Source organism: Pseudomonas qingdaonensis (assembly GCF_018398475.1).
Taxonomy (GTDB): Bacteria; Pseudomonadota; Gammaproteobacteria; order Pseudomonadales; family Pseudomonadaceae; genus Aquipseudomonas; species Aquipseudomonas palmensis.
In genome coordinates, this window is record NZ_CP074676.1 from 1892450 (window position 1) to 1919096 (window position 26647).

General features: G+C 65.7%; 21 protein-coding genes. 5 read left to right on the forward strand and 16 right to left on the reverse strand.

Going from position 1 to position 26647, the window contains the following annotated elements:
• Positions 1-69: 69 nt before the first annotated feature.
• On the reverse strand, positions 70-396 hold the full coding sequence (locus KH389_RS08870) for a hypothetical protein (protein WP_213607229.1): 327 nt from the start codon (positions 394-396) through the stop codon (positions 70-72).
• A gap of 362 nt (positions 397-758) precedes the next feature.
• On the opposite strand from KH389_RS08870, the gene KH389_RS08875 reads away from it, so the two are divergent.
• Complete coding sequence (locus KH389_RS08875) at positions 759-1091, forward strand: hypothetical protein (RefSeq protein ID WP_043862365.1); 333 nt, start codon at positions 759-761, stop codon at positions 1089-1091.
• Positions 1092-1144: 53 nt separating this feature from the next.
• On the opposite strand, the gene KH389_RS08880 is transcribed toward KH389_RS08875, so the two are convergent.
• The 9 genes from KH389_RS08880 to bcsQ are packed head-to-tail and all read right to left on the reverse strand — an operon-like array spanning position 1145 to position 16059.
• Positions 1145-2308, reverse strand: a complete 1164-nt coding sequence (locus tag KH389_RS08880) for an alginate O-acetyltransferase AlgX-related protein (protein ID WP_213607230.1) — start codon at positions 2306-2308, stop codon at positions 1145-1147.
• Positions 2308-3723 carry an MBOAT family O-acyltransferase gene (locus KH389_RS08885; RefSeq protein ID WP_043862367.1) on the reverse strand — a complete coding sequence of 472 codons (1416 nt, stop codon included), beginning with the start codon at positions 3721-3723 and terminating at the stop codon, positions 2308-2310. The genes KH389_RS08880 and KH389_RS08885 overlap by 1 nt, the downstream gene beginning before the upstream one ends.
• Before the next feature lie 18 nt (positions 3724-3741).
• On the reverse strand, positions 3742-4413 hold the full coding sequence (locus tag KH389_RS08890) for an alginate O-acetyltransferase AlgF (RefSeq protein ID WP_054915585.1): 672 nt from the start codon (positions 4411-4413) through the stop codon (positions 3742-3744).
• On the reverse strand, positions 4410-5069 hold the full coding sequence (locus tag KH389_RS08895) for an SGNH/GDSL hydrolase family protein (protein WP_213607231.1): 660 nt from the start codon (positions 5067-5069) through the stop codon (positions 4410-4412). Before KH389_RS08895 ends, KH389_RS08890 begins: the two co-directional genes overlap by 4 nt.
• A gap of 18 nt (positions 5070-5087) precedes the next feature.
• Positions 5088-9071 (reverse strand): cellulose synthase subunit BcsC-related outer membrane protein, encoded by a 3984-nt coding sequence (locus tag KH389_RS08900; RefSeq protein ID WP_213607232.1) that lies wholly within the window; start codon positions 9069-9071, stop codon positions 5088-5090.
• A complete protein-coding gene (bcsZ, locus tag KH389_RS08905) occupies positions 9047-10285 on the reverse strand; it encodes a cellulose synthase complex periplasmic endoglucanase BcsZ (protein WP_080922885.1) in 1239 nt (412 codons plus the stop codon). The genes KH389_RS08900 and bcsZ overlap by 25 nt, the downstream gene beginning before the upstream one ends.
• Before the next feature lie 4 nt (positions 10286-10289).
• Positions 10290-12623, reverse strand: a complete 2334-nt coding sequence (gene bcsB, locus KH389_RS08910) for a cellulose biosynthesis cyclic di-GMP-binding regulatory protein BcsB (RefSeq protein ID WP_043862370.1) — start codon at positions 12621-12623, stop codon at positions 10290-10292.
• A complete protein-coding gene (gene bcsA / locus KH389_RS08915) occupies positions 12620-14848 on the reverse strand; it encodes a UDP-forming cellulose synthase catalytic subunit (protein ID WP_058542029.1) in 2229 nt (742 codons plus the stop codon). The genes bcsB and bcsA overlap by 4 nt, the downstream gene beginning before the upstream one ends.
• Entirely contained in the window at positions 14845-16059 is a 1215-nt protein-coding gene (gene bcsQ / locus KH389_RS08920) for a cellulose biosynthesis protein BcsQ (RefSeq protein ID WP_104572237.1), read from the reverse strand. The genes bcsA and bcsQ overlap by 4 nt, the downstream gene beginning before the upstream one ends.
• Positions 16060-16552: 493 nt before the next feature.
• Between bcsQ and dnaX the strand changes: the two genes are divergently transcribed.
• From dnaX to recR, 3 genes are all read left to right on the forward strand, one after another.
• The gene (gene dnaX / locus KH389_RS08925; RefSeq protein WP_213607233.1) at positions 16553-18571 is read left to right on the forward strand and encodes a DNA polymerase III subunit gamma/tau; all 2019 of its coding nucleotides are present in this window, start codon (positions 16553-16555) and stop codon (positions 18569-18571) included.
• Between the two features lie 65 nt (positions 18572-18636).
• A complete protein-coding gene (locus KH389_RS08930; protein ID WP_010226011.1) occupies positions 18637-18963 on the forward strand; it encodes a YbaB/EbfC family nucleoid-associated protein in 327 nt (108 codons plus the stop codon).
• Positions 18964-19061: 98 nt separating this feature from the next.
• Positions 19062-19664, forward strand: coding sequence for a recombination mediator RecR (gene recR / locus KH389_RS08935; protein WP_043862374.1), 603 nt, complete (start codon positions 19062-19064; stop codon positions 19662-19664).
• Positions 19665-19762: 98 nt separating this feature from the next.
• Here the strand turns inward: recR and KH389_RS08940 are convergent, their stop codons facing one another.
• Both KH389_RS08940 and fnrA read right to left on the reverse strand, forming a co-directional pair.
• The gene (locus tag KH389_RS08940; protein ID WP_054915581.1) at positions 19763-20311 is read right to left on the reverse strand and encodes an adenine phosphoribosyltransferase; all 549 of its coding nucleotides are present in this window, start codon (positions 20309-20311) and stop codon (positions 19763-19765) included.
• Positions 20312-20365: 54 nt separating this feature from the next.
• Positions 20366-21100, reverse strand: a complete 735-nt coding sequence (gene fnrA / locus KH389_RS08945; RefSeq protein WP_043862376.1) for a Crp/Fnr family transcriptional regulator FnrA — start codon at positions 21098-21100, stop codon at positions 20366-20368.
• A 159-nt stretch (positions 21101-21259) separates the two neighbouring features.
• Here fnrA and KH389_RS08950 point away from each other — a divergent pair, with 159 nt between their 5' ends.
• Positions 21260-21724: a hypothetical protein gene (locus KH389_RS08950; protein ID WP_043862377.1), complete on the forward strand. Its 465-nt coding sequence runs from the start codon at positions 21260-21262 to the stop codon at positions 21722-21724.
• A gap of 1 nt (position 21725) precedes the next feature.
• Here KH389_RS08950 and hemN read toward each other — a convergent pair whose 3' ends face one another.
• The 4 genes from hemN to KH389_RS08970 form a co-directional block, all read right to left on the reverse strand.
• Positions 21726-23108 carry an oxygen-independent coproporphyrinogen III oxidase gene (gene hemN, locus KH389_RS08955; RefSeq protein ID WP_058542025.1) on the reverse strand — a complete coding sequence of 461 codons (1383 nt, stop codon included), beginning with the start codon at positions 23106-23108 and terminating at the stop codon, positions 21726-21728.
• A gap of 82 nt (positions 23109-23190) precedes the next feature.
• Positions 23191-23874, reverse strand: a complete 684-nt coding sequence (locus KH389_RS08960; protein WP_043862379.1) for a sulfite exporter TauE/SafE family protein — start codon at positions 23872-23874, stop codon at positions 23191-23193.
• Complete coding sequence (ccoS, locus tag KH389_RS08965) at positions 23867-24082, reverse strand: cbb3-type cytochrome oxidase assembly protein CcoS (protein WP_054915579.1); 216 nt, start codon at positions 24080-24082, stop codon at positions 23867-23869. Before ccoS ends, KH389_RS08960 begins: the two co-directional genes overlap by 8 nt.
• A gap of 12 nt (positions 24083-24094) precedes the next feature.
• Complete coding sequence (locus tag KH389_RS08970; RefSeq protein WP_054915578.1) at positions 24095-26548, reverse strand: heavy metal translocating P-type ATPase; 2454 nt, start codon at positions 26546-26548, stop codon at positions 24095-24097.
• Positions 26549-26647 lie beyond the last annotated feature (99 nt).

Sequence of the window (26647 nt, forward strand, 5' to 3'; positions counted from 1 at the left end):
CCCTTCGCGCGCACGAAAAATGCCTGCGACCGGATCACTGTCGCAGACACCTCACTCTCTTCAGCGCTATCAGCAGGGCTCGTAAATGAACGCCTTGTAATCGCCACCCTCCCGGTAGATATAGCGCCCGATACATTCAATGTTGGCTATCTGTGCAACGTAGGTAATACGGTCCGGTTTGAATTCCCATGCCGCGGTGAGCAGCACTTTGGACAGGTCTCTTTTGACGTTTGTCACATGTTGCTCGTTGGTCTGGCTGAAATCGTCGTACTCGATGGCCCAGACGGTATTCACACCAGCCAACTTCTTCCATTGTTGTTCTGCCAGGAAGTTGTTGAAGTTGTCTCGTTCCGATTCCTTGTTGGTGAGGTCCAGCGAAAGCAATACCCTGATCATTGAGTCATTCCTTTGTGCAGTGCGCTAAGGGACGACGCTGCCCGCTGGCAGCGCCCGGCGGGCATGATTGCAGACGCGCGGCGCTCGCTTCAAGACGCTGTAATTGCGCCGAAACGGCACGCCTTTGAATGTTTCTGTTTATTTTAAAGTGCCTGAAAGCCCTTTGTTCCATAAAAGAACTTTATAGCTCGTGTTTCTTTGCGTAGTAACTTTCCTACATGGTCTTGGTTAAGTTGTTTAGTTGCTGTTTTTTGGTAAATTCTTGAATTATTTTAACTCTCAGGTGATGGCCATTTAGCATTGATGGATGAAAAGCGAGTGACTAGGTTGCAAGGGAATTTCACTGCTTATGGGAGCCCACCATGACCCTCTGCCTGTTGTCCCTCGACCTGTCCAATACCGGCGAAGTTCAGCGCGTGGCCTTTTGCAAGGTGCTCAAGGACGATAACTGGAAGCGATTTCGCAATGCCGACGCCACCTGGGAGAAGTCATACGAACTGGCCTACGACGCCCTTGTCGAAAAGCGCGTCAAGACCCTGCTCGAAGCTGCCGCCAATATGGCGGGTATCGAAGAACTGAGGTTCGTGGTGCAAGCCGGCGAGCAGGAGGGCTGGTGTTGCCAGCTGGAGAAGATCCACGGCATCTACCACTTCACCACGTTCGATTCAGCGGCAGATCTGAAAAAACTTGCCTGAGCAGTCGTCAGCGCCCGCTGCGCCGTGTCAACGCGCGCAACGGGCGTGGTGCGTCATGGCCTGGGGGGCAGCTGCACGTCACCCGCATAGGGCGTCTGCAGGTCGCGCTCGGGTATCTCCCAGATCACCAGCTGTGGCGGCGTCTGCCTGAACGCCGGGCTGTCGAAGTAGGCCTTGGCGGCTCCGGAGAATTCGCCGCCGTCCTTGGCGAAGTTGCCCACAGGCGCCGACAGCGCACGTTGCAGAAAGCCGACAAAGCTCGAGTTGCGCGAAAACGAGGTGCCGATCAGCGCGACATTCGGCAGGTTGTCGTCGCCGAACAGGTCATCGAGATTGTCGCCCGCATCGCTGACGGCCTCGGCCCGCTCGGTGATGACCGTTGGCGCCACCTGTTCCTGCGGCGGCTGCAAGGCCACTGGCAGCCAATCGATGCCGGCCAGCCGCACCAGGTCCCCGGGGCGCGGTGCCAGAGGCTCCTGGCGGGTGTCGAAGGTCTTGCTGGGGGTGGCGCTCAAGCCCATGCCCTTGACCTGCTCGGCAATGGCCTGGGCAGCGGCCTGGGCGCCGGCTTCGCTCCAGTGGGTATCGGTACGCAGAAATGCACTGGCGCCCAGCGGCTGCAGGCTGGCAGTCAGGTCCAGGGTGGCCACGCCGGCCGCCTGGAGTTTCTGCACCCACTGCTGGATGCGCGCCTGCGAGGCCGTGGGGCGAGTCAACCCGCACAGCTCGCTGGCGGCGATACGGCTCTTGTCCGGCACCACGCTCACCAGCAGACGGATACCCCGTTGCTGCAAGCTGCGTTGCAGGGCGATCACCGCATCGGCCTTGGCCTGGGCGTTGTCGGCCGCGTGCCGGTCGAGCTTGAGTTCATCGCTCAGAAACAGCCACTGCGTGCAGCCCGGCCGCACCCGCGGCCCGGTGTCGCCCAGCAACAGCCAACTGCTGGCCCGTTCCAGGTCGGCGGCCTCGCTCGGCAGCGGCGCCTTGGCCAGCTCCTTGGCAATGCGGTGGGTGATTTCGCCGTGCAGCACCTGGCCATTGGACAGGTGCTTGTCGGGCATCAGCTCGAGCTTGCCGCTGGCCACCAGCCAGCCACACGACAGCAGGCCGGCACCCAGGAACAGCGCCAGGGTGACGCCGGCGATCGGGCTGGTGCGCAGGGCCAGTGCACTGGGGGGCGTGGGCGCTGTACTGGGAGGAGGTGTCTTCATCGTCATCAGAACTGGAAGTACAGGAAGGGGACCGAATCACGGCTGGCGATCAACGCGAACGACAGCACGAAGCCGGCCACGGGCCACAGGGCAGCGGCATGCACGAACCACGCGCGGCTGGCGAAGCGGTGCTCGGCGCGTGCCTGCCAGATCGGCAGGATGATGCACGCCACGCCCAGCAACGCCGCCAGGCCGTGCACCGGGCGTACGGTGGCTGCCAGTGCCTCGCCCAGGGCAAAGCCGTGCAGGCCGAACTGGCCGGCGTACATCGACAGCGCCGTATGAAAGTCTGGGGCGCGGAACAGCGTCCAGGCCAGGCACACGAACAGCAGCGTCAGGGTGTGCGACAGCACCTTGGGGATCGCCGGCAGGCTGGAACGGCTCCAGGCCCGGTCGACGCACAGCGCGATACCGTGGGCCGAGCCCCACAGCAGGTAGTTCCAGCTGTCCCCGCCATGCCACAGGCCGGCAATGGCCATGGTCAGGAACAGGTTGCGGTAGGTGTTCCAGGTGCCGTGGCGGTTGCCGCCCAGGGCGATGTACAGGTAGTCGCGCAGCCAGCTCGACAGCGACAGGTGCCAGCGCCGCCAGAAGTCCTGGATGCTGCTGGCCAGGTACGGGCGGTTGAAGTTCTCGGGGAAGTGGAAGCCCAGCATCAGGCCCAGGCCGATGGCCATGCAGCTGTAGCCGGCAAAGTCGAAGAACAGTTGCAGCGAATACGCCAGGCAGCCCAGCCACGCGTCCAGGAACGACGGGTTGTCCAGGTGGAAGGCCACGTCCACCAGCGGCGACAGGGTATCGGCCACCAGCACCTTCATGCACATGCCGATCATGAAACGGCGCGCGCCCAGCGAGAAGTTCTGCCAGTTGAAGTAGCGCTGGTTGAGCTCGCGGCGTACCCAGTCGTAGCGGATGATCGGGCCGGCGATCGAGTGGCCGAACATCGAGATGTAGGTGGCGAAGTTCACGAAACTGCGCTCTACCGGCACGGTATGGCGGTGCACATCCACCAGGTAGGAAATCGCCTGCAGCACGATGAACGACAGCCCCGCCGGCAACGCCACCCGCTGCCACTCCATCGGCAATGCACCGTAATAGGTGATCAGCTCGTTGTAGTTGGCGGCCAGGATGTTGGCGTACTTGTACCAGCACAGCACCAGCGTATTGAACACGATCAGCGCGGCCAGCAGGCGTATGCGCCCGCGCGAGTCTTCATGGCTGCGGTTCACCAGCAGCCCGCCAACCCACGCGACCACGGTCAGCGCCATGTGCAGCAGCAGGAACAGCGGGCTCAGCCAGCCATAGAACAGCCAGCTGCCGATCAGCAGTACGCCGTTGCGCCAGGCCGGACGGCTCAGCGCGTACACCAGCATGAAGATCGGCAAAAACAGCGTCAGGAACTCGAGTGAGGCGAATACCATGGTGGTGAAGACGTCCGATCAGTTGGAGAGCGTGTCCGTGACGGGCACAAGCTGCGGGCCGCTCGCCGTGGGCAGCAGCAATACGCTGTAGCGCTCGCCGGCCTTGAGTTCGCCCAGGTCCACCGGGCCGCCGACGTTGGCATTGGCGCACACCAGTTGCACCGACAGCTTCACCGGGTTGATCGATCTACGCTGCACGCTGGCCTCTGGCGCGTCCTTGAACAGGTCCGCCGTGCGCCCGGCAGGGCGCAGGCTTGCGCCCTGGCAGGAAGGGTCGAGGTTGACGAAGGCCAGCGAAGCCTTCAGCGCATTGAAGTCGTCGGGTTGCTCGCGTACCACGCGTTGCCGGATGCCGCTGGCGTCCTGCAGGGCGACTACCGTGGCGAATTCGCCAGGAGCAACGCTCAGCTGCAGGGCCGAGCGCTGGCCGTCACGGCTCAGGGTGCCCTTGATGGCCTTGTTGGCCGGTACCGGCAGGTACGCCGACACCGGTTTGGCCGCGTCCAGCTGCAGGCTGGCCCTGGAGCCGTCCGCCACCAGTTGCAGGGTGCCGGGGGCCGCGTTGACGAAGCGCAAGAACGCCGAGTCTTCGCTGGGGCCGGTGGGGTACAGCGCGATCTCGGCCTGGGCCAGGCCCGCGCCGAGGGCGGCGGGCAGGGCCAGCAGTACAGCGTGCAGGGCGCGCTTCATTTCTTGATGCTCGTCACGACCGGCGCCTTGACGATCTCTTCGCTGATCTTCTTGCTCCAGGCCAGGTAGCCCGGGGCGGTCAAATGCTGACCGTCGACCGTGGCCCACTCGCCTTGCTTGGAGAATTTGAGCGAGTCGACGTAGTCGCACGGCGCCACGTTGGCGGCGAGGAACTTGGAGGTCAGTTCGACGCGGGCGTAGGTCTTGCCGTACTTGCCGCCTTCGGTCCCCCAGTTGGGGCCGACCCATACGCACTTGGCCCCGGTGTTGGCTATTTCCTTGGCAAAGCTGGTGGTCTGCTGCCACAGCCAGGCCTTGGGGAAGGCCGGTTTGGTGTAGCTGGCCATGGTGTCGCCCATCACCACGACCACCAGGTCCGTCTTGTCGGCCTTGATCAGGTCGCCGATCGGCCGGGTGGCCGCCTTGCTGCCCAGTACCACGGGCTTTTCGGTGCCACGGCGCTCGGCACCGCCGCAGGTGCCAGGGGTGGCTTTGAGCCAGTCGCCGGCATTGGCGCCGCAGATACCCAGCGAGTGCACCTGGGCACCTTGCTGCACGAGGTTGTCGTGCAGGCTCTTGATCAGGTAATCGGGGGTCGCCAGGTGGCTGTCGCCGATCATCAGAATGGTCAGGCCTGCGAGAAGTGAACTAGCCATGGTTGATACTCCTGCAAATCAATTCGAATAAGGGGAACGGTACGGGTTGACGGGCAACGGCATGGCGCCGCGGCCGTCGTTGAACAGGTAGCGCAGGTACAGGCCACCGGTCCATTGCTGGTAGTCGCGGGCGTTGTCCACACCCAGGGTGCCGCCGAAGAAGAACCCATCGCCCAGCCGGTATTCGCCACTGGCGCCCAGCGAGTAGCCGATGCCGGTCTTGCTTTGAGATGAGTAACGGGTGCGAAAGTCGACGTCGTTTTCAGCCAGAAGCTGCGACGCCTGATCGAATGCCGATTGCAGACGCGGGTCTCGCGGGAAGTAAGGTGCGCCGTCCTGCTCGATATGTTGCATGCCGACTGAGCCGTTGACCTGGTAGCTCCAGTCCGGCCCGCGATGGGCCCAGTTCACCGGAATGGCGATGGAGAAGAAGTTCTGTGGGCTGAAGTAGCCGCCGTGACCATAGGTGAAGAAGCTCTGGTTCTCGGCGTAGTGGGTACCCGAAACGCTCAAGCCCGCAGTCAGGCGCTGGTCCTGGTTGTTCAGCAGGTACCAGTAGATACCGCTGCCCAGTTCGGTGCGGGTATTGTCGTCGACGTTATGACCGATCAGCTTGTGCCAGGATCCGTAGCCGTAGACGCCGTAGCGCTGATTGTCGTAGCCCACTTGCAGGCGACCCCCGTTGGCAGTCACACCGCCCCATTCCAGACCACTGCGCGCGTCGCGGGCACCGGCAAAGGATGTCAGGCTGTCGGTCACGGAACGCCTTGACAGGTTGAGCCCGTAACGCCAGTTACTGCCTTCGCTGAACGGGCGATCCAGATTGATGCCGCCGACAACGGTGTTGTAGAGGAACCCGACCGGGCTTACGCCAAGGTCACTCTTGAGCCCTAGCGACGGGTTCTCATAGGCTACCGCGAAGCCGACGCCCGAATCCTTCTGTTTGCCGGTGCTGCCGAAGAACAGGTCGGAGGCTGCCTGCTCGATCTGTGCTTCGGTGCCAGCATTGGCCAGGTTGGCAATTTGCTCGGCGGTAAAGCCGCCAAAGCGGAAGCGATTCGCCGGGTCGCTGCTCACGCCTCCGGCGTTGAGCGATACCGGGGTAACGCGCAAGGCCATGCGATCGTCGCCGACGGGGAAACTGATCTCCAGCGGCGCCTCTACATCGGTGATCTTGCCCAGCCCCGATTCGCTGTCGTTACTGCGAAAGGTGACGCCCTGCTTGATCTGCGGGCTGCGCGCCTCGCGAATCGTATCCAGCTCGGTCTGCAGCGCGGCGCGCGGGTCGACCGGTGCCGGCGTGGCGAGCTGCGGCGTGGCCTGGCTGGCCGTGCGCAGGCCAGGTTCGTTGTCGCGACTGGCCAGCAGCACCGGTGCGTCGAACGCTTCGCTGGCGCGGCTGCTGACCTGGGTCTGTGCCGGCTCGGGAATTTCGGCCAGCACCGTTTCGCTCAGGCGCGACTGCTTGCGCTGGCCCGGCTGGCCGACGAAGGGGTTGACGGCAATCGCCTGGCCGAAGGGGTTGAGCACGTTCTGCTCCGGCGGCGCCTGCAAGGCCAGGGCCTGGGCATACAGCTGCTCGGCCTTGGCCAGCTTGCCGCGGCCACGGTAATAGCCGGCAGCACTGGTGAGAATCTGCGGGTTCTGCGGGGCCAGTTGCAGGGCCTTTTCAACGGCGCGCTCGGCCTTGTCGGCATCGCCGGCCTGTACGAAGGCCTGGGCGGCGCCCATCTGCACGTCGGCATTGTCCGGGTACTGGCGCAGCAGCGGGGTGAACAGCTCCACCGCCTTGGCCGGGTTGCGGTTGTCCAGGTACATGCGCGCCAGCGACGACACTGCCTGCGGGTCTTGCGGGTGTTGCGCCAGGGCCGGGGCGAGGGTGTCGTAGGCGGCCACCAGGTCGCCCTTTTCACGCAGCAGGTCGGCCTGGCGCACGGTGTACTGGAACACCAGGTCGTCGTAGCTGCGCTGGTCGCCGGCCTGCAGTGGCTGGCTGCGCAGCTCGCGCAGAATCTGGTTCACCTGCACGTCGTCGCCGGCCTTGAGCAGTGCGCCGGCATAGGCCAGGCGCAGGGACGGGGAGGGCGTGCTGCTCTGGGCAATGGCGGTGCGCAGCATGCCCAGCGCATGTTCGGTCTGGCCGATATCGATATAGGTCGCGGCCAGCGCCGAGAGCATGCCGGGGTTGTTGGCCGCTGCCGGTTCGGCGCGTTGCAGCAGCTTCATGGCCTGTTGGCGCTGGCCCTGTTTGGCCAGGTCTGCCGCCTGGCGGGTCAGCAGGTGCAGTTCGATCTCTTCGGCCAGGGTGTGCATGGCGGCGCTGCGCTGGGCCGTGGGCACCTGCGCCAGGCTGCGCTGGGCCGACTGCCACTCGCCCAGGCGGCTGAAGAACAGCGCGCTGGCATACAGCGCCTCGGCCCGCTGCGGGTTGGCCTTGAGCATCTCGTCGATGGTCTGGCGCGCCTTGCCGGAGGCATCGCTCTTGAGGTAGACCTGCGCCAGGTCGTAACGCGCCCACACGTTCTGCGGGTCGTTGCGCACGGCCTCTTCCAGCGCCTTGCGAGCGCCGGCCAGGTCGCCACTGCGCTCGGCGTCGCGGGCCTGGCCTACGGCGATGGCCGCGCGCAGCACGCGCAGGTCGCCCAGGCGTTCGCGCTGGGCATCGCTGAGCCCGTCGATCAGGCGCTGGCTTTCGCCCAGCTTGCCGTTCTGCGCCAGCACGCTGACCAGCCCGCGCAGCGCATCGGGGTTGCCGGCATCCAGACTCAGGGCCTGGCGATAGGTGGTTTCGGCGCTGTCGAACTGACCCTGGGCGGCCTGCAGGTCGGCCAGGCTGATAGGCCCCTGCACCTGGCGCGGGTTCATCGCGATGGCGCGTTGCAGCAGCTCGCGGGCGTCTTGCGGATTGCCGGCGTCGCGGGCGGCATTGGCCTGGTCCAGCAGCACCCAGTAGCGGTTGCCTTGCAGGGCGCTCTGCCAGCGGCTGCTGTTGCCACGGCTGATGGCCTGCTTGAACAGTGCATCGGCGTCGCCCAGGCGGCCCTGGCGCTGGCGCACGATGCCCAGCCCGCCGAGGGCGTCGGCATCCTGCGCCTGCTCGCGCAAACGGGCCTGGAACGACTGCTCGGCCTGGGGCAGGTCGTTGGCGTCCAGCGCCTTGAAGCCGCGCACCAGGTGGCTGTTCTGGCGTTGGACGGCGCTGGCCTGGCTGGCACGGGCACCGCTCTTGAGCTGGTTGCGGATCTCTTCGTCGTCCGGGTAGGCCTTGAGGTAGGCATCGAACAACGGCACCTCGGCGGGGCGCGGCGCACCCAGCCAGGACAGGCCCTGGCGCCAGCCCTCGATCGATTCACTGCCGATCACCGGGTCGTTGGCATAGGACGCCAGCCGGCGAATGCCCTCCACCCGCGTGCTTTCGTTGCGCAGCAGAAGCTTGGCCAGGTTGAGCTTGATCTTGGGGTTGTCCGGCGATTGGCCCTGCAGGCGCTCCAGGCCCTGGCGCGCTTCCTGCCAGCCGGTGGCGGTGTAGCCCAGGTAGCTGTAGAACTCCAGGCCCAGTTCGCCCTGGGGTGCACTGCCACTGAACAGCGTGCGGTATGCCGCCACAGCCTGATCCAGCTCGCCCGATTCGGCGAGTTGGCGGGCCTGCTCCAGTTGCGCGGTGTTATCGGCGCTGTGCAGGGCGATCTCCTGTTGCAGCAACAGGGTCTGACGCTCGCCGGGGTGCGCCTGCCTGAGCTGGTCGAGGTAGCGCTTGGCGCCCTGCGGGCGATTGCCATCAAGCTCCAGCAGGCCAAGGCCGTACAGCGCGTCGGCCTGCTGCGGATCGATCAGCAGCAGCTTGCGCCATGCCTCGGTGGCGCGGGTGGTGTCTTTGCGGGCCTGCCAGTATTGACCCTGTTCCAGCAGGACCTTGCCGTTCTCGCTGAGCTCGGCAAAGCTGCTGTTGTGGATCAGGGCGGCAAGCACCCCAATGGCTAGGGTTTGGCGGCGCGAGGGCATGAAGTCTCCCAGAGTGGTTGCAGCTTCCCGTCGTCGAGGAAGTGGTAACGATCATCCATGAAGCCGAGGGCGAACAGGCTCAGCACGAAGTCGTAGTAAGGGGGTTGTCTGGCCTGCAGCGCTTCGGGGCTCAGGCTTTTGCTCATCAGCTGGTCGACACGGGCACGCTGCTGTTCCTGCAGCCAGGGCTGCTGGCGCGCCTTGAAATACGGCAGCAGGGCGGCAGAAAAGCCGAACGGGCCATCGCCGCTGCTGGTGTTGGCCTGCACCTGCACTTTCTCTGGCGGTACGCCGTGGGTCGCGACACTGCGCGCCATGCCGTCGAGGCTGTCGAGGATCGGCTTGGCCAGTGGGTCCTTGGCCGGGGTCATGCCGGCCCACAGGTAGGTGCGGATGGCGTCGTAGCTGCCGGTTTCGCCCTTGACCGGGTCGATCACGAACAGGCCCTTGTCCGGGCCGGTGCCACGGTAGCCCACCCAGTCGGCCACATAGCCGTTGTGGCTCACGCCCTTGATCAGGCTGGCGGTGCTGCGGGCGATCTGGCTCCACGGCCCCTTGGGGTCGACCACCGCCAGGCGTCGCAGCACCGGCACCGGCAGGTAGCTGGGGTTGAGCTGCCAGAAGTGATCGGGCTTGGCAAAGCCCTCCACGCCGGGCAGCAGCATCATGCCCAGGCCCGGCAGCTCGGCCACTTCGCGGGCCTTGATATTGGCCAGCAGCTGGGCAGCCTGGGCGTTGTAGGCCGGGGTGTTCCACAGCCGCGCGGCCTCGCTCAGCGCGTAGGCGAACCACAGGTCGGCGTCCGAGGCCGAGTTGTGGTCCAGCAGGCGCCACTGGCCCTTGTCGTCCAGGCCCCAGATCCACCCCGGCAGGTTCTGCTTGATGTCGCCACCGGCAAGGTTGTTGCTGGCCCACAGCCAGAGCTTGTCGAAGCTGGCCTGGTCGTTGGCCACCAGGGCAAAGAACATCGCGTAGGACTGGCCTTCGGACGAGCTGTGCTGCTGCGGCGTGCTGGCATCGAGCACGCGCCCGTCGGGCTGCACGAAGTGCTGGCGAAACACCTGCCACAACGGCCAGGGGTCGGCCTGGCAGCTGTTGGCCTGGCTCACGCCGGGCAGCAGCAGGGTAAGGGCGCTGGCGCCCAGCAGGCGGCGCAGCAGCGAGCGCGGACGCCTGGCGGGCAACGGTGCGGTGTGTCCGGTTGGCAGAGGCATGCGATTACTCGATGTTGAGGCGACGTTTGGCCTGGGCGCGCAGCGAGAAGAACGCCACCAGGCTGACCAGGGCAACCCCCAGCAGGGTCAACAGCAGCAGCGCCGGTACATGCTGGGACAGCAGCCACTGGATGTAACGGAACGGCCCCAGGTGCCCCACGTAGTAGGCCTGCTCGGCCACCAGCGATTCGACATTCCTGCCGTTGATCACCACAAGGCTGCCTTGCAGTGCCTGGGTGTACTGCTCGCCGCCGATCAGGGCGTCGGTGACCTCCACCAGGTTCTGCGGCTGCGGGCTGGACAGCACCACCACGCTGCGCCCGCTCTTGAGCGGCGACTCGAACCCGGTGACGTACGAGCTGCGGTTCTCGCCGGTGAAGGTGAGCGCACCGCGCGCGGCGCGCAGGTTGGCCTTGGGATCGGGGCTGATCCATTCGCGCAGGCGCATCGGCAGGTCGGAGAACTCCACGTAATGCCTGGCGTCCTGGGTCCTGCTGGGCAGGTAGTCGGCCCAGGTCTTGAGCAGTGGCTGGTTGTCGCCGGAAGCCAGCACCAGCAGGTCCTTGTCGGCCAGGGCATCGACCTGGCCGGCCTGGGCCACGGTGACGGCGGTGGCCGGGTAGCCGGTGGAGTCGCCAAAGCGTCCGAGCACGGTGAGGTAGGCGCTCCAGTCGGCGCTGCCGGCGTTGTCGGGCAGGATCACCGCCGAGTCGGACAGGTCGGCCAGGCGCGTGAACGGGAAGCCGCTGTCCTTGAACACGCCCAGGTTGGGCATGGCGATGAAGTGGTCGTAGCCGCTCAGGTCCAGGGTGGAGTCCGGGTCGATGGCGCCGCGCATGTTGTCGATGATGATGTCGCGGCATTCACCCTGCTTGATGTAGTCGTACATGAAGCGGAACTGCAGGCGCGACTGCAGGGCGACCGAGTCCAGCGGCAGCAGCATGCTCGCCTCGCGGGCGATGCTGTCGTCTTTCTTCAGGGCTGCCAGCAGGCTGTCGCCGCCGCCCAGGCGCTCGATCGAGGGCAGGTTCATCGACTTGATGAAAGTGTCGTTGAAGCTCACCAGCAGCGAAGAGTTGGACGAGGTCTGCTGTGGGGTGTAGCGGTACTTGAGGTCCAGCCGGGCGCCCTGTTCGCGCCAGTTGAACAGGTCGGGTGGCAGGCGCACCGGCACGGTGATCATGCCGGGGTTGTAGCCCGACACATTGAGCTGACGCGGGTCGATCAGCTCGCCAAGGCGCACCGGGCGATCGGTCGGCAGCCAGTTGGGCGCGTCATACGGCTGCCGTGGCTGCAGCGCATTGACGGTGTCGATCTGCACGCTGGGGCCGGAGAAGCTGCGGTAGCCGATCACCAGGGCGGTGGCGGCACGCTTGAGTTCGGCGCTGTCGCGTCCGGCGATGACCAGCAGCTTGCCGTGCGGGTCGTTGGGGTTGCTCACCAGCGACAGGGTCGGGCCCTTGAGGTCGGGCAGCGTCAGGCCCTCGACCTGGTTGGCCTCGGCGGTGTTGACCAGCACCACCGCGTTGCCGCTGGCGGGCAGGCTGTGCAGGTTGGTGGGGAAGTTTGCGCCACGGTAGCTGGCCAGTGCACCGATCCACGACGACACCGCGCCCGCCGCTTCGAGGGTGGTGTTGTCGGGGGCCACGGCAAACACGAACGGCAGGCTCAGGGCGCGTGGGTCGCGACGATCGAACAGCGGCAGCGGCAGCAGGGCCAGGTCGTTGGGCAGCACCACCGGCTTGACCTGCAGGCTCAACTGGCTTTCGTTGCTGATCTTGGCCCACAGGCTCGAATGCAGCGGGTCTTCGCACTGCATGGTGTAGTGGCCGATCAACTGCACGCCGAGCCGGTTGAACTCGGTGATCAGGTACGGCGGAATGTCGATCACTTGCTTTTGCAGGACGCCGGCGTTTTCCTTGGGCAACGGCAGGCTGGCGGCCACTTCGTCGTTGACCATGATGTTGATCTGCGAGAGGTCGCTGAGCAGCGCTGGCGAATAGGTGTATTGCAGGGTCAGTTGCGCGCCGGTCACCACCTCGTCGGCCCGCACGTCGAAGTTGACCGTGTCGGTCGACTCCACGCCACGCAGGCTCATGGTGTAGTTCTTGCCCAGCTGCTTGAGGCTGAGCTGGTACTTTTCGCCGGCCGCATCCGGTGCCGCCGGCGCCGTTTCGCTGGCGGCGGGCTCCGTGGCGGGCGCCGCTGCGCTGGCCGCGACCTCATCGGCCTGGGCAGGTTGCAGCAGGCTGCCCAGGCACAGCAGCGAGCCGGCGAGCAGACGGCGAGAACGGCGCGACAGGTTCACTTGTTGGTCGGTATGAAGCATGACGGTCATTGCGAGTCCAACGAAGGTTCGAGGTGGGTGGGGGCTTGCTTGCGCTTGTAGCGACGATGGCGCAAGGCGCTGAGGGTCGCCTGGGCCAGGTCCATGATGCCGCGCACGCCGATGCGGCTCACATCGTGCAGGGCGCTCAACGGGGTGTCGGGCTTGCTGCCACCCCAGGTTGCGGCCCAGGTGTCGGCCCGCGAGAAGGTCAGGCGCACGAAGTCGCTCTGCTGGCGCAAGGTCAGCGGCTTGAACTGCACCCCGACCATGGCGCCACGGCTGAACACCACGGTGGCCGGCAGTACGCAGGCCTGCTGCTTGCGCATCAGGATCACCTGGATGTCCTGGCCCTTGTGCAGGCTCTGGCCCTCGGGAAGCTTGAAGCCCACGCCCTTTTGCGAGAAGTCCACGGTGGTGCAGTCGATGGTGGTGCCGTCGGCGGTCTGCACCTGAATCGGCAGCTCGGCGCGCACGCGCGGCTCGGAACGCACCTGGCGGGTTTCACTGGCAACCGCAACGGCAGCGCTGGTGATGATCACGTTGTAGATCGTCCAGGCCAGGTTGATGATGATGGTGATGGCTGCGGCCGGGTCGCCCCAGATCAGTTGCACCACACCGAACACCATGCCGATCAGGTTCAGGGTCAGCAGGATGATGTAGGGGCGCGCCAGCTCCCAGTCGAAGTATTCCTTGTCGATGATGCCGCCCTTGTCGGTCACGTTGAAGCCGCCGAGCTTGGGGTTGATCAGCGCCACCAGTACCGGGCGCATGATGTACCAGGCCAGCACCGACTCGTAGACCTCGTTCCAGAACGAATGGCGAAAGCGCCCCTGGATACGCGAGTTGGTCAGGCTGGCGTGGAAGATGTGCGGCAGTACGTAGGCGGTGATCATCAGCGCCGAGGCGTGGAAGATCTGCGCGCCGAAGATCAGGTACGCCAGCGGCGCGGTCAGGAAGACCAGGCGCGGCAGGCCGTAGAAGAAGTGCAGCATGGCGTTCACGTAGCACACGCGTTGGCCGAAGCTCAGGCCCTTGCCGATGAACGGGTTGTCGGTACGGAAGATCTGCGCCATGCCGCGTGCCCAGCGGATGCGCTGGCTGATGTGCCGCGACAGGCTCTCGGTGGCCAGGCCCGCAGCCTGGGGGATCGCCAGGTACGCGGTGTTGTAGCCCTTGCGGTTGAGCTTGAGCGCGGTGTGCGCATCTTCGGTCACCGTCTCGATGGCCACGCCGCCCACTTCCAGCAGGTGGCTGCGGCGGATCACTGCACACGAGCCGCAGAAGAAGGTGGCGTTCCACAGGTCGTTGCCGTCCTGCACCAGGCCGTAGAACAGCTCGCCCTCGTTGGGCACCGAGCGGAACGTGTCGAGGTTCTTCTCGAACGGGTCGGGCGAAAAGAAGAAGTGCGGGGTCTGCAGCAGGGCCAGTTTCGGGTCCTTGAGGAACCAGCCCATCGCCACCTGCAGGAAGGAGCGCGTGGGCACGTGGTCGGCGTCGAAAATGGCGATGTACTCGCCGTCGGTGACCTTCAGGGCCTCGTTGAGGTTGCCGGCCTTGGCGTGGACGTTGTCGGCGCGCACGATGTAGTTGACCCCGATCTGTCGGCAGAACTCGCGAAAATCGTCGCGGCGGCCATCATCCAGCACGTGCACGCGCAGCTTGTCGCGCGGCCAGTCGATGGCCTGGGCGGCGAAGATCGTCAGCTTCACGATGCTCAGCGCTTCGTTGTAGGTGGGGATGAACACATCCACCGTGGGCCAGTCCTTGGGGTCCTGGGTAAGAATCTTGGGCTTGCGCTGCAAGGGCCAGGCGGTCTGCATGTAGCCGAACGCCAGCACCACCAGGGCATAGAACTCTGCTGCCACCAGGCCGTAGCCGAACACGATATCCAGCCAGCTGTCGAAGCCCAGCGTGTCGGTGACGCGCCAGTACACATAACGCAGGGTGGCCACCAGCGACAACACCACCATGGCCAGCACTGGCAGGCGCCCGGGCAGCTTGCGCAGTATCAGCAGGCAGGCGAAGCACAGGGCGGCGAAGGCGAACTGGCGCTCCAGCTCCAGGGGGGCGGTGACCACGGCCACCAGCAGCAGGGCGCCGATCAGGCCGGCACCGATCTTCAGCGCGCGCAGCACCGGGGCGGGCCATTGCCCGAAGCGTTCGAGCCAGACATTCAAGCGCGCAACCGTGTTGGGCGCCTGCACTGCAGACGCCTGGTCTAAGGGGGCGGTCATGGGGTACCGGACTGTTGGTGGTGATGGGCGAGGTGGGCGCCAAGGGCATGCGCCACGTCGCGCAGGTCCTGGCAGGCAGGGCTGTCGGGCACCTTGACGAACGGATCGAATTCGAAGGCCTGGGCTTCGTCCAGGCTGTGGTCGAGACGGACCATCCCCAGCAGCTCGCGACCGATGCGCTGGCGCAGTACCTGGCACATGTCCAGGTCCAGCGCGCGGGTGGGGTCGACCTTGTTGATCAGGTAGCTGCAGCGCGGCGCGGGGCTGCGCTGGTGCAGGGGCGCAAGCCAGGCCTGCAGTTCATCCAGCACGCGGTAGGCGGCTGGAGTCGGCAGGGTCAGGGCCACCACCTGGTCGGCCATCTCCAGCACTGGCGCAAGCCATGGGGTGGCGCCGGTGGGCATGTCGATGATCAGTACGTCAGCGGGTGTCAGTGCCAGCGTTGCCAATTGCTGCAGCAGCCAGCCAGGCTGGTTGGCCAGGCGCTGCTCCAGGCTGCGCAACTGGGTGGCGTCGGCGTGCCCGAATGGCAGGCATTCGGCGGTCGAGTCGGGCACTGGGTGGCAGTGGATGCTCCAGGGTTCGTCGCTGTCGGTAGCCTGGCTCAGACCGGGGGCGGTACGCGGCAGCATCAGTTGGCTGGCGAGGCTGTTTTGCGGGTCCAGGTCCAGTGCCACCACGCGACCGTGCGGGCGCTCCAGCAGCTTGGCCAGCGCGGCGGCAAAGGTGGTCTTGCCCACACCCCCCTTGGCCGAAACCACAGCGATGATGCTGGCCTGGGGGCGTGTCGGTGCCGGTTTGTGCATGGCATGCTCCAGTGCACCCTGATTCAGCCCCTGGGCCGTGGCATGGCGCAGGCGAGCCGCCGCTTCGAGTTGTTCACGCAGCGACAGGGGGGCGCCGGCGGGCTGTGCAGCCGGTTCGGGAGCGGGCGGTATACGCTTCACGGGCGCGGGCACCGCAACGACTGCCGGCGCAGGAGCTGGTGCCTGTACCGGCGCAGGCACCGATGCCAGGGTCGGCGGCAGCTTCAGGGCCGCCAGGGTCGCGGCCACCGGGGCAACCGGCTCGGGCGCGGCAGCAGGTGTGATCGGTTCAGCCACCGTCAGCGCGGGTTCGAGGTATTCGAACTCGGTGTCGATTTCTTTATAGCTGTCCGCACTTGCCCCAAACCTGGTGAACAGATTTCCAATGTCGTCTGCATGACTCATATGTGTAATCCCGGCCTACGGCTATCTGGTCAACTGCTGGGGCAGATAAGGTCTGTCACACTGCTAGGATGCTAATGTGTGATATCAAACTGATAGTGTCAATATTTTGTTTATCTCTGGGCTGGTTTTTCGCATTTTCGCCGAGTTAAAAAAATACCGCCATAAGTTTGACTGTTTTGTCGCTGCCTGTGCAGCGCATCTGCACGATGGATGCCGTTCTTGAACAAGGTCGGCACGAACGGCATAAAGCTTAGCCTAGCTTGTAGGAAATGACTGATAAGTCGTGCTGACATATATCAGTTTGTTTCACGATTGGCACATAGGTTACCAAGCTTTGCCTGGCGCGTGTTCAGTCAGAGGACAGGCAACCGGCCAGCCCGGGCCGTTGTCCGATCAACGGTGACTGGCCGGCGTGCCCATGCACGGCGGATGCATTTTTGCCCCTGCTCCGCTAGGATTAGCGGTCTTTGGTCTATCTATCCGACGGTTTTCGATGAGTTATCAGGTTCTTGCACGTAAATGGCGTCCGCGCTCGTTCCGCGAAATGGTCGGCCAGACCCATGTGCTCAAGGCCCTGATCAACGCGCTGGACAACCAGCGGCTGCACCACGCCTACCTGTTCACCGGCACCCGCGGGGTGGGCAAGACCACCATCGCGCGCATCATCGCCAAATGCGTCAACTGTGAAACCGGCATTACCTCGACACCGTGCGGCACCTGTTCGGTGTGCCGCGAGATCGACGAGGGGCGCTTCGTCGACCTGATCGAGATCGACGCCGCCAGCCGCACCAAGGTCGAGGATACCCGCGAGCTGCTCGACAACGTGCAGTACGCGCCAAGCCGCGGGCGCTTCAAGGTCTACCTGATCGACGAAGTGCACATGCTCTCCAGCCACTCGTTCAACGCCTTGCTCAAGACGCTTGAAGAGCCGCCGCCCTACGTCAAGTTCATTCTTGCCACCACCGACCCGCAGAAGCTGCCCGCCACCATCCTGTCGCGCTGCCTGCAGTTCTCGCTCAAGAACATGACCCCCGAGCGGGTGGTCGAGCACCTGAGCCATGTGCTCGGGGTCGAGAACGTGCCGTTCGAAGACGACGCCCTGTGGTTGCTGGGCCGCGCCGCCGACGGTTCGATGCGCGATGCCATGAGCCTCACCGACCAGGCCATCGCCTTTGGCGAAGGCAAGGTGCTGGCGGCGGATGTGCGCGCCATGCTCGGCACCCTCGATCACGGCCAGGTCTATGGCGTGCTCCAGGCCCTGCTCGAAGGGGACGCACGGGCCCTGCTCGAAGCCGTGCGGCACCTGGCCGAGCAGGGGCCGGACTGGAACGGCGTGCTGTCTGAAATGCTCAATGTGCTGCACCGCGTGGCGGTGGCCCAGGCGCTGCCCGAGGCGGTGGACAACGGCCAGGGTGATCGTGACCGCGTGCTGGCGCTGGCCGGCGCTCTGCCGGCCGAAGATGTGCAGTTCTATTACCAGATGGGCCTGATCGGCCGGCGCGATCTGCCGCTGGCCCCCGACCCGCGTGGCGGCTTCGAGATGGTGCTGTTGCGCATGTTGGCGTTCCGCCCGGCCGACACCGTCGATGCGCCGACACCGACGCTAAAGTCGACGGGGATCAGCCAGGCCACAGCTGACTCCCCACCCGCGGTGGCAGCGGTCGCCGCGCCGGTGGTGGCTGCACCAGTCGTGCCCACGCCCGTTGCCGAACCTGTTGCCCGCCCGCAGCCCGAACCCGAGCCGCCCGTGCCCGAGGTCGACCTGCCCTGGAACGAGCCGGCCGCGCCTGCGCCCGAGCTCGCTGCGGCGCCTGAACCCGAGCCGGAACCCGAGCCGCAGCCCGAACCTGAACCCGAGGCGATTGCTGCGCCCGTGCCAGCCGCGCCCGCGCCGGCCATCGCGCATCACGATGAGCCACCGATCGCCGACCACGCCAGCTATAGCCCGGCGGGCATGGAGCGCGACGACGAGCCACCGCTGGACGAAGATTACTACGACGCCGAGATCGACCCGGTGGGCTACAGCTACCTGGACGAGCTGGCCAGCGAGACCGCGCCGGAGCCTGCACCGGAGCCCGAGCCAGAGCCTGCCGCGCAACCGGCCACCGGCCTGGCGTTGCAATGGCTGGAGATGTTCCCGCTGCTGCCGATTTCGGGCATGACCGCCAGCATCGCCGCCAACTGCACGCTGATCACGATGGACGGCGACAACTGGCTGCTGCACCTGGACCCGGCGCACAGCGCCCTGTTCAACGCCACCCAGCAGCGGCGCCTGAACGATGCGCTCAACCAGCACCTTGGGCGTACTCTTACCCTGAGCATCGAGCTGATCCGCCCCGAGCAGGAAACCCCGGCCCAGGCCGCGTCGCGCAAGCGTGCCGACCGTCAGCGCGAGGCCGAGGCGTCGATCGAGAACGATCCGTTCATCCAGCAGATGATCCAGCAGTTCGGCGCCACCGTGCGTCACGATACTATTGAACCTGTCGACGCCCTGGTGGCCCAGAGCGAATAACCCGTTTACCCCAGCACCGCGGTCTGCCGCGGTGTGCCAAGTAACTTGATACCGAGGTGATTCCCATGATGAAAGGTGGCATGGCCGGCCTGATGAAGCAGGCACAGCAGATGCAGGAAAAAATGGCCAAGATGCAGGAAGAACTGGCCAACGCCGAAGTGACCGGCCAATCGGGCGCCGGCCTGGTCAGCGTGGTGATGACCGGTCGCCATGACGTCAAGCGCATCAGCCTGGACGACAGCCTGATGCAGGAAGACAAGGAAGTGCTGGAAGACCTGATCGCTGCGGCCGTGAACGATGCGGTGCGCAAGGTCGAGGCCAACAGCCAGGAAAAGATGGGCGGCATGACCGCCGGCATGCAACTGCCGCCGGGCTTCAAGATGCCGTTCTGAGGCATTGCCTGCGTGACCCTCGGTGGGAGCACAGCCAGTCGGTTGTCGCTCCCATCGTCGTTTTTCCGTTCAACCGATGATCTGCCAGGCCTTTTACCATGAGCTTCAGCCCCTTGATTCGCCAACTGATCGACGCCTTGCGCACGCTGCCGGGTGTGGGTCAGAAAACTGCCCAGCGCATGGCCCTGCAACTGCTGGAGCGTGACCGCAGCGGCGGCGTGCGCCTGGCCCAGGCGTTGAGCCAGGCCATGGAGGGGGTGGGGCATTGCCGTCAGTGCCGCACCCTGACCGAGCAGGAGCTGTGCCCGCAGTGCGCCGACCCACGACGTGACGACACCCTGCTGTGCGTGGTGGAGGGGCCGATGGACGTGTACGCGGTGGAGCAGACCGGTTATCGCGGCCGCTACTTCGTGCTCAAGGGGCATCTGTCGCCACTGGACGGCCTGGGGCCGGAGGCCATCGGGATTCCGCAGTTGCTGGCGCGCATTGCCGAGCAGGGCAGCTTCACCGAGGTGATTCTGGCCACCAACCCCACGGTGGAAGGGGAGGCCACGGCGCATTACATCGCGCAGCTGCTGGCGGACAAGGGGCTGGTGGCTTCACGCATCGCCCATGGTGTGCCGCTGGGCGGGGAGCTGGAACTGGTGGATGGCGGAACGCTGGCGCATTCGTTCGCGGGGCGCAAGCCGATCACGCTGTGACCGTGCCGGCCAATCGCGGGTCAAGCCCGCTCCTACAGGGGTTGCGTAACACCTTGTGGGAGCGGGCTTGACCCGCGATTGGCTGCGCAGCGGCCCCATCAATATTCGCTAAGCGAAAACTCGGTCAGGCAGAACGTCTGCACCCCTGCCGCCTGCAGCTTCTGCGAGCCGCCCAGCTCCGGCAGGTCGATGATCGCCGCCGCCTCGAACACGGCCGCCCCCATGCGCCGTATCAGGCTGGCCGCTGCCAGCAGGGTGCCGCCGGTGGCGATCAGGTCATCCATGATCAGCACCGCATCGCCCTCGCACAGGCTGTCGGCATGCACTTCCAGAAACGCCTCGCCATATTCGGTCTGGTAACCCTCGGCCAGCACATCGGCCGGCAGCTTGCCCTGCTTGCGAAACAGGATCAGCGGCTTGTTGAGCTGGTGGGCAATGATCGAGCCGATCAGGAAGCCGCGCGCATCCAGCGCCCCGACATGGCTGAAGTCAGCCTCGACATAGCGTTCGATGAATTGGTCGGCAACGTGGCGCAGGCCCCGAGGGGACTGGAACAGCGGGGTAATGTCGCGAAAGATCACCCCCGGCTTGGGAAAGTCCGTTACCGGGCGGATCAGGGATTTGAGGTCGAACGCATCGGTCGGCATGGGGCAGGTATCCTGAAGGGCAAACGCCAGCCAGTATACCTGCTGCGCCAGGTGTCAGCTGTCCAGCGAGCCGCCCGCCAGGGCGCACAGCTGGATCGGGTCGATGATGCGTACTTCCTTGCCTTCGGCTTCGATCAGGCCGTTCTGCTGGAAGCGCGTGAACACCCGTGACACGGTTTCCACCGCCAGGCCCAGGTAGTTGCCGATTTCGTTGCGCGACATGCTCAGGCGGAACTGGTTGGCCGAGTAGCCGCGTGCGCGAAAGCGCGCCGACAGGTTGACCAGGAAGGTGGCGATGCGCTCGTCCGCAGTCTTCTTGGACAGCAGCAGCATCATCTGCTGGTCGTCGCGAATCTCGCGGCTCATCACCCGCATCAGTTGGCGACGCAGCTGCGGCAGTTGCACCGACAGCTCGTCCAGGCGCTCGAAGGGGATCTCGCACACCGAAGTGGTTTCCTGGGCCTGCGCCGATACCGGGTAGGCCTCGGTGTCCATGCCCGACAGCCCGACCAGCTCGCTGGGCAGGTGGAAGCCGGTGATCTGCTCCTCGCCCGCGTCGCTCAGGCTGAAGGTCTTCAGGGCGCCGGAGCGCACGGCGTAAACCGAGCCGAAGTTGTCGCCCTGGCGGAACAGAAACTCGCCTTTTTTCAACGGACGCCCGCGCTTGACGATTTCGTCCAGTGCGTCCATGTCTTCCAGATTCAGCGAAAGAGGTAGGCACAAGGGCGCCAGGCTGCAATCCTTGCAATGGGCCTGGTTGTGAGGGCGCAGTTTAACTGGCTCGGACATTTTCATTCGATCCTTCTGGGGAAAGCACACATAAGCCGTAAGGGTAACTCAGACGGCCGGGTTCAGGCCAGCGTGCGCGCTTTTGGTGCGTGCTGGGCTCAAGATCGGCGATGTTTGGCCGATGACCTGGAATAGTGTCCTTAACAGGAAAGACTGTCCATGCTCTCTATCGATTCAAATCCTCTGAATAGCGCTGCAACCCAACTCAAACCCCCTGTCGCCAAGACCAATGTCGACGGTGCCCAGAGCGCCCAACCGGCCGAGGCTCCTGCCAAGGAGGGGGTCAGGGTCAACCTGTCCCTGGCGGGCCTGCAGGCGTCCAAAAGCAGCGGTGGCAACAAGGACATCGAGGAAAGCGGTCTGCCCCAGACCATCCAGCAGACCCTCAAGACCATCCGCAAGCTGCAGCAGCAACTGGCTGAAAAGATGCAGCAGATGCAGGCCGTCATGCGAGACAACTCCCTGACCCCCGAGCAGATGCGGCAAAAGGTCTCATCGCTGCAGGGTGAGATCGCCACGCTGACGGGGGCAATCACCACCGCCACCGCCAACCTGAACAAGGCCATGAAGCAGGAGAACCTGAGCCTTGATCAGGTCGCGAAGGTGTTCGAGTTGATGGGCTGATTCAAATCACCCGCGAAAACCGCTGGCGGTTGTGCAGGTCCAGGTAGGCATCGAACACCATGCATACCGAGCGTACCAGCAGGCGCCCCGCCGGCAACACCTTGATCCCGTTGGCATCCAGGCTGATCAGGCCGTCCTTGGCCATGCCCAGCAGGGCAGGCCACTGCGCGTTGAAGTAACCGCGAAAATCGAGGGTGAAGGCGCGCTCGATGGTCTCGAACTCCAGTTCGAAATGGCAGATCAGCTGCTGGATCACCGCGCGGCGGATGCGGTCGTCCTCGTTGCAGATCAGGCCGCGACTGGTGGGCAACTGCGAGGCGCCGAGGGTGTTCTGGTATTCGTTCAGATCACTGCTGTTCTGGCAGTACAGGTCGCCGATCTGGCTGATGGCCGACACGCCAAGGCCGATCAGGTCGCAGTGGCCGTGGGTGGTGTAGCCCTGGAAGTTGCGCTGCAGGGTCGACTCTTCCTGGGCAATGGCCAGTTCGTCGTCGGGCAGGGCGAAATGGTCCATGCCGATGTAGCGATAGCCTGCCTCGGTCAGCTGCTCGATGGTGTTGTGCAGCATTTCCAGTTTCAGCGCAGGCGCCGGCAGGTCGCTGCTGTCGATGCGCCGCTGGGGCATGAAACGCTCGGGCAGGTGCGCATAGTTGAACACCGAGAGGCGGTCGGGCTGCAGCTTGATCACTTCCTCGACGGTGCGTGCAAAGCCTTCGGTACTCTGCTTGGGCAGGCCGTAGATCAGGTCGAGGTTGATCGAGCGAAACTGCAGGGTGCGCGCGGCCTCGATGATCGCGCGGGTCTGCTCCAGGCTTTGCGGACGGTTGATGGCCCGTTGCACCACGGGGTCGAGGTCTTGCACGCCCAGGCTGACACGGTTGAAGCCCAGTTCGCGCAGCAGCCCCATGGTCGACCAGTCGGCCTCGCGCGGGTCGATCTCGATGCCGTAGTCGCCCGAATCATCATCCAGCAGGTTGAAGTGCTGACGCAGGTGCGTCATCAGCTGGCGCAGTTCGGCGTGGCTGAGGAACGTCGGTGTACCGCCGCCCAGGTGCAACTGCTCCACGGTCTGGCGCGGGTCCAGGTGGCAGGCGATCAGCTGGATTTCCTGCTCCAGGCGCTGCAGGTAGGGCTGGGCGCGGCCGCGGTCCTTGGTGATCACCTTGTTGCAGGCGCAGTAGTAGCAGATGTTGGCGCAGAACGGCACGTGCACGTACAGCGACAGCGGGCGCGCGGCGCGGCGGCTGTCACGCAGGGCGTGCAACAGGTCGAACGAGCCGACCTGGCTGTGCAGTTGCACGGCGGTCGGGTAGGAGGTGTAGCGCGGGCCCGCCAGATCGTAACGGCGAATAAGGTCGGGGTCCCAGTGGAGGGCGTCGAGCATGGTGGCAGTCCCTGGAATGGCGGCAGTGTCCGGAGTCTAGGGAGCGTTGTGTCAGGGCGTGTTGATTTGTATCAACGGGTGTTCAGTGCCCCATGAGCCAGTGCTGGTGCGGCCCCGGCAGGGTCCACAGGCCGAACAGGATCACCAGCAGGCCCCCCGTCACGCGTACCCCGCGCTTGCGCAGCAGGGCGCTGGTGCGCTCGGCAGCCAGCCCCGTGGCCAGCAACACCGGCCAGGTGCCCAGGCCGAAGGCCAGCATCAGCAGGGCGCTGTGGGTGGCGTTGCCCTGGCTGGCGGCCCACAGCAGGGTGCTGTAGACCAGCCCGCACGGCAACCAGCCCCACAGCGCGCCCAGCAGCAGCGCGCGCGGCAGGCTCGACACCGGCAGCAGGCGATTGGCCACCGGCTGTATGTGCCGCCACAGGCCGCGCCCCAGGCTTTCGATGCGGGTCAGGCCGCTCCACCAGCCGGCCAGGTACAGGCCCATGCTGATCAGCAGCAGCGCCGCGAGCACGCGCATGCCGGTGGCCAGCGGGCCGCCCGCCACCGCCCAGCCGGCCAGGCCCAGCAGCAGGCCGGCAGCGGCATAGCTGAGGATGCGCCCCAGGTTGTACGCCAGCAGCAGCTGAAAGCGCCGGCTGCGCTGCGCCTTGGGGATGGCCAGGGTGAGTGCGCCCATCAGGCCGCCGCACATGCCCAGGCAGTGGCCGCCCCCCAGTAGGCCGAGGATCAGCGCCGAACTCAGCAGCGGCAACAGGTCAAGCATGGGGCGGGGCGCCGCTGTCGTCGGGCTTGCGCGGCTCGGCCTGGTCCAGGGCGGCCTGGTGCTTGGGGTCCTGGTCGTCGAACAGGATACTGTGGGCCGGGCCTTCGAGGTCGTCGTACTGGCCGCTGTCCACGGCCCAGAAGAAGATGTACACGGCGATCGCGACGATCAGCAGCGCGGCGGGAATCATGACGTAGAGCGCGGGCATGGGGTCTCCGGGTCAGGCCGTCGCGGGGTGTGCGGCGTCGACGATAGGGGCGGTGGCAGGCAGCTCGCGGATGCGCGTAAGGCGCAGGGCGTTGAGCACCACGATCAGCGAACTGACCGACATGCCGACCGCCGCCCAGATCGGAGTGATCCAGCCCAGTGCGGCGAACGGCAGCATGAGGCCATTGTACAGGCCAGCCCACAGCAGGTTCTCGATGATTATCCGGCGCGTGCGGCGCGCCAGGCCGAAAGCCTGCACCAGTGCCTCCAGGCGGTTGGACAACAGCACCGCATCGGCGCTGGTCTTGGCCAGGTCGGTGGCCGAGCCCATGGCAATGCTGATGTCGGCCGCGGCCAGCACCGGCACGTCGTTGACCCCGTCACCCAGCATCAGCACCTTGTGTCCCTTGGCCTGCAGGGCCTTGAGCCGTTGCAGCTTGTCGTCCGGGCGCAGGCCGCCGACGGCCTGGTCGATGCGCAGCTCGGCGGCGACGCTGGCCACCATCGGCGAGCTGTCGCCCGACAGCAGCAGGGTCTGCCAGCCGCGGGCACGGCAGGCTGCCAGCAGGTCGGCGGCGTCGTGGCGCAGGCGGTCGTCGAGCACGAACCAGGCCAGCGGCCCGTGGCTGTCGCCCAGCAGCAGCCACTGCCCGGGTTCGTCGGGCATCGCCGGCACTGCGCTGTGGCTCAGGGCGCACACGAAGTCGGCCTGGCCGATGCGCAGGCGGCGGTTCTCCACCTGCCCCTCAAGACCCAGCCCCGGCGTGCTCTGCACGTCGTCGGCGACCGTGATGGTGCGCCCGAAGGCGCGGGCGATCGGGTGCTCGGAGCGGCTTTCGAGGGCGGCGGCGAGGGTCAGGCACTGGTCGGCGTCCAGCGTCCCCAACGGGCGGATGGCGCGCAATGTCAGGCGCCCCTCGGTGAGGGTGCCGGTCTTGTCGAAAATCACCGTGTCGATCTGGTTCAGGCCCTCCAGCACATGGCCGCGGGTGAGCAGCAGGCCGAGCTTGTGCAGCGTGCCGGTGGCCGCGGTGAGCGCGGTGGGGGTGGCCAGCGATAGTGCGCAGGGGCAGGTGGCGACCAGCATGGCCAGCACGATCCAGAACGCCCGCGAGGGGTCCAGTTCCCACCACAGCAGGCCGATGGCCGCGGCGGCCACCAGCGAGAACAGCAGGAACCACTGCGAGGCACGGTCGGCGATCTCGGCAAGGCGAGGTTTTTCCGACTGGGCGCGTTCGAGCAGGCGCACGATGGCCGACAGTCGGGTGTCCTGGCCCAGGGCCTGCACCTGCACGGTCAGTACGCTCTCGATGTTCAGCGTGCCGGCCGTCACCGCATCGCCGCGCTGGCGCGGTTGCGGCAGGTACTCGCCGGTCAGCAGCGATTCGTCGACGCTCGACTGGCCATCGATGATGCGCCCGTCGGCGGGCAGCACCGCGCCCGGGTGTACCAGGACCCGGTCGCCGGTCTGCAGCTCGCGCAGCAGGATGCGCTGGCTGTTGCCGTCGGCATCCAGGCGCAGGCACGAGGCCGGCAGCAGGTTGACCAGTTGCGCGGTGGCTGCGGCGGTGCGCTCGCGGGCACGGCGTTCCAGGTAGCGCCCGGCCAGCAGGAACAGCGCGAACATGCCCACTGCATCGAAATACAGCTCGCCGCTGCCGGTGATGGCGGTCCAGATCCCGGCGAAGTAGGCCAGGCCGATGGCCAGCGACACCGAGACGTCCATGGTCAGGTGGCGGGTGCGCAGGTCGCGGGCGGCGCCCTTGAAGAACGGCGCGCAGCTGTAGAACACGATAGGCGTGGTGAGAAACAGTGCCACCCAGCGCAGGATGGTGTGCAGCTCCGGGCTCAGGTCGATGTTGAACTCGGGCCAGGTGGCCATGGTTGCCATCATGGCCTGGAACCACAGCAGGCCGGCCACGCCGAGCTGGCGCAGGGCGGTGCGGTTCTCGCTGGCCAGCTGCTCGGCGGCGCGGTCGGCCTGGTAGGGGTGGGCGGCGTAGCCGATATGGCGCAGTTCACCCAACAGTTGCGAGAGCGGCAGCTGGCTGTCGGCCCATTGCACCTGCAGGCGATGGTTGGACAGGTTCAGTCGCGCCTCGGCCACCGCCGGCAGGTTGCGCAGGTGCTTTTCGATCAGCCAGCCGCAGGCGGCGCAACTGATGCCTTCGATCATCAGGGTGGTTTCAGCGAGTTCGCCGGTGTGGCGCACAAAAGGCTTCTGCACGTCGCTGCGATCGTACAGGGCCAGTTCGTCGACCAGTTGCACGGGCAGCGCGTCGGGGTTGGCGCTGGCTTCGCTGCGGTGCTGGTAGTAGCTTTCCAGGTTGCCGGCGACGATGGCTTCGGCCACGGCCTGGCAACCAGGGCAGCAGAATGCACGGGGTTCGCCGAGTACCACGGCGGTGAAGTGGCTGCCGGCCGGGACGGGCAGGGCGCAGTGGTAGCAAGGCGTGGGGCTGGTCATTGTTATCTATCGCAGATGGGTGGTGACCTTGTCGCGGGTCAAGCCCGCTCCCACAGGGTGTCTGAGCACCGAAAACCTGTGGGAGCGGGCTTGACCCGC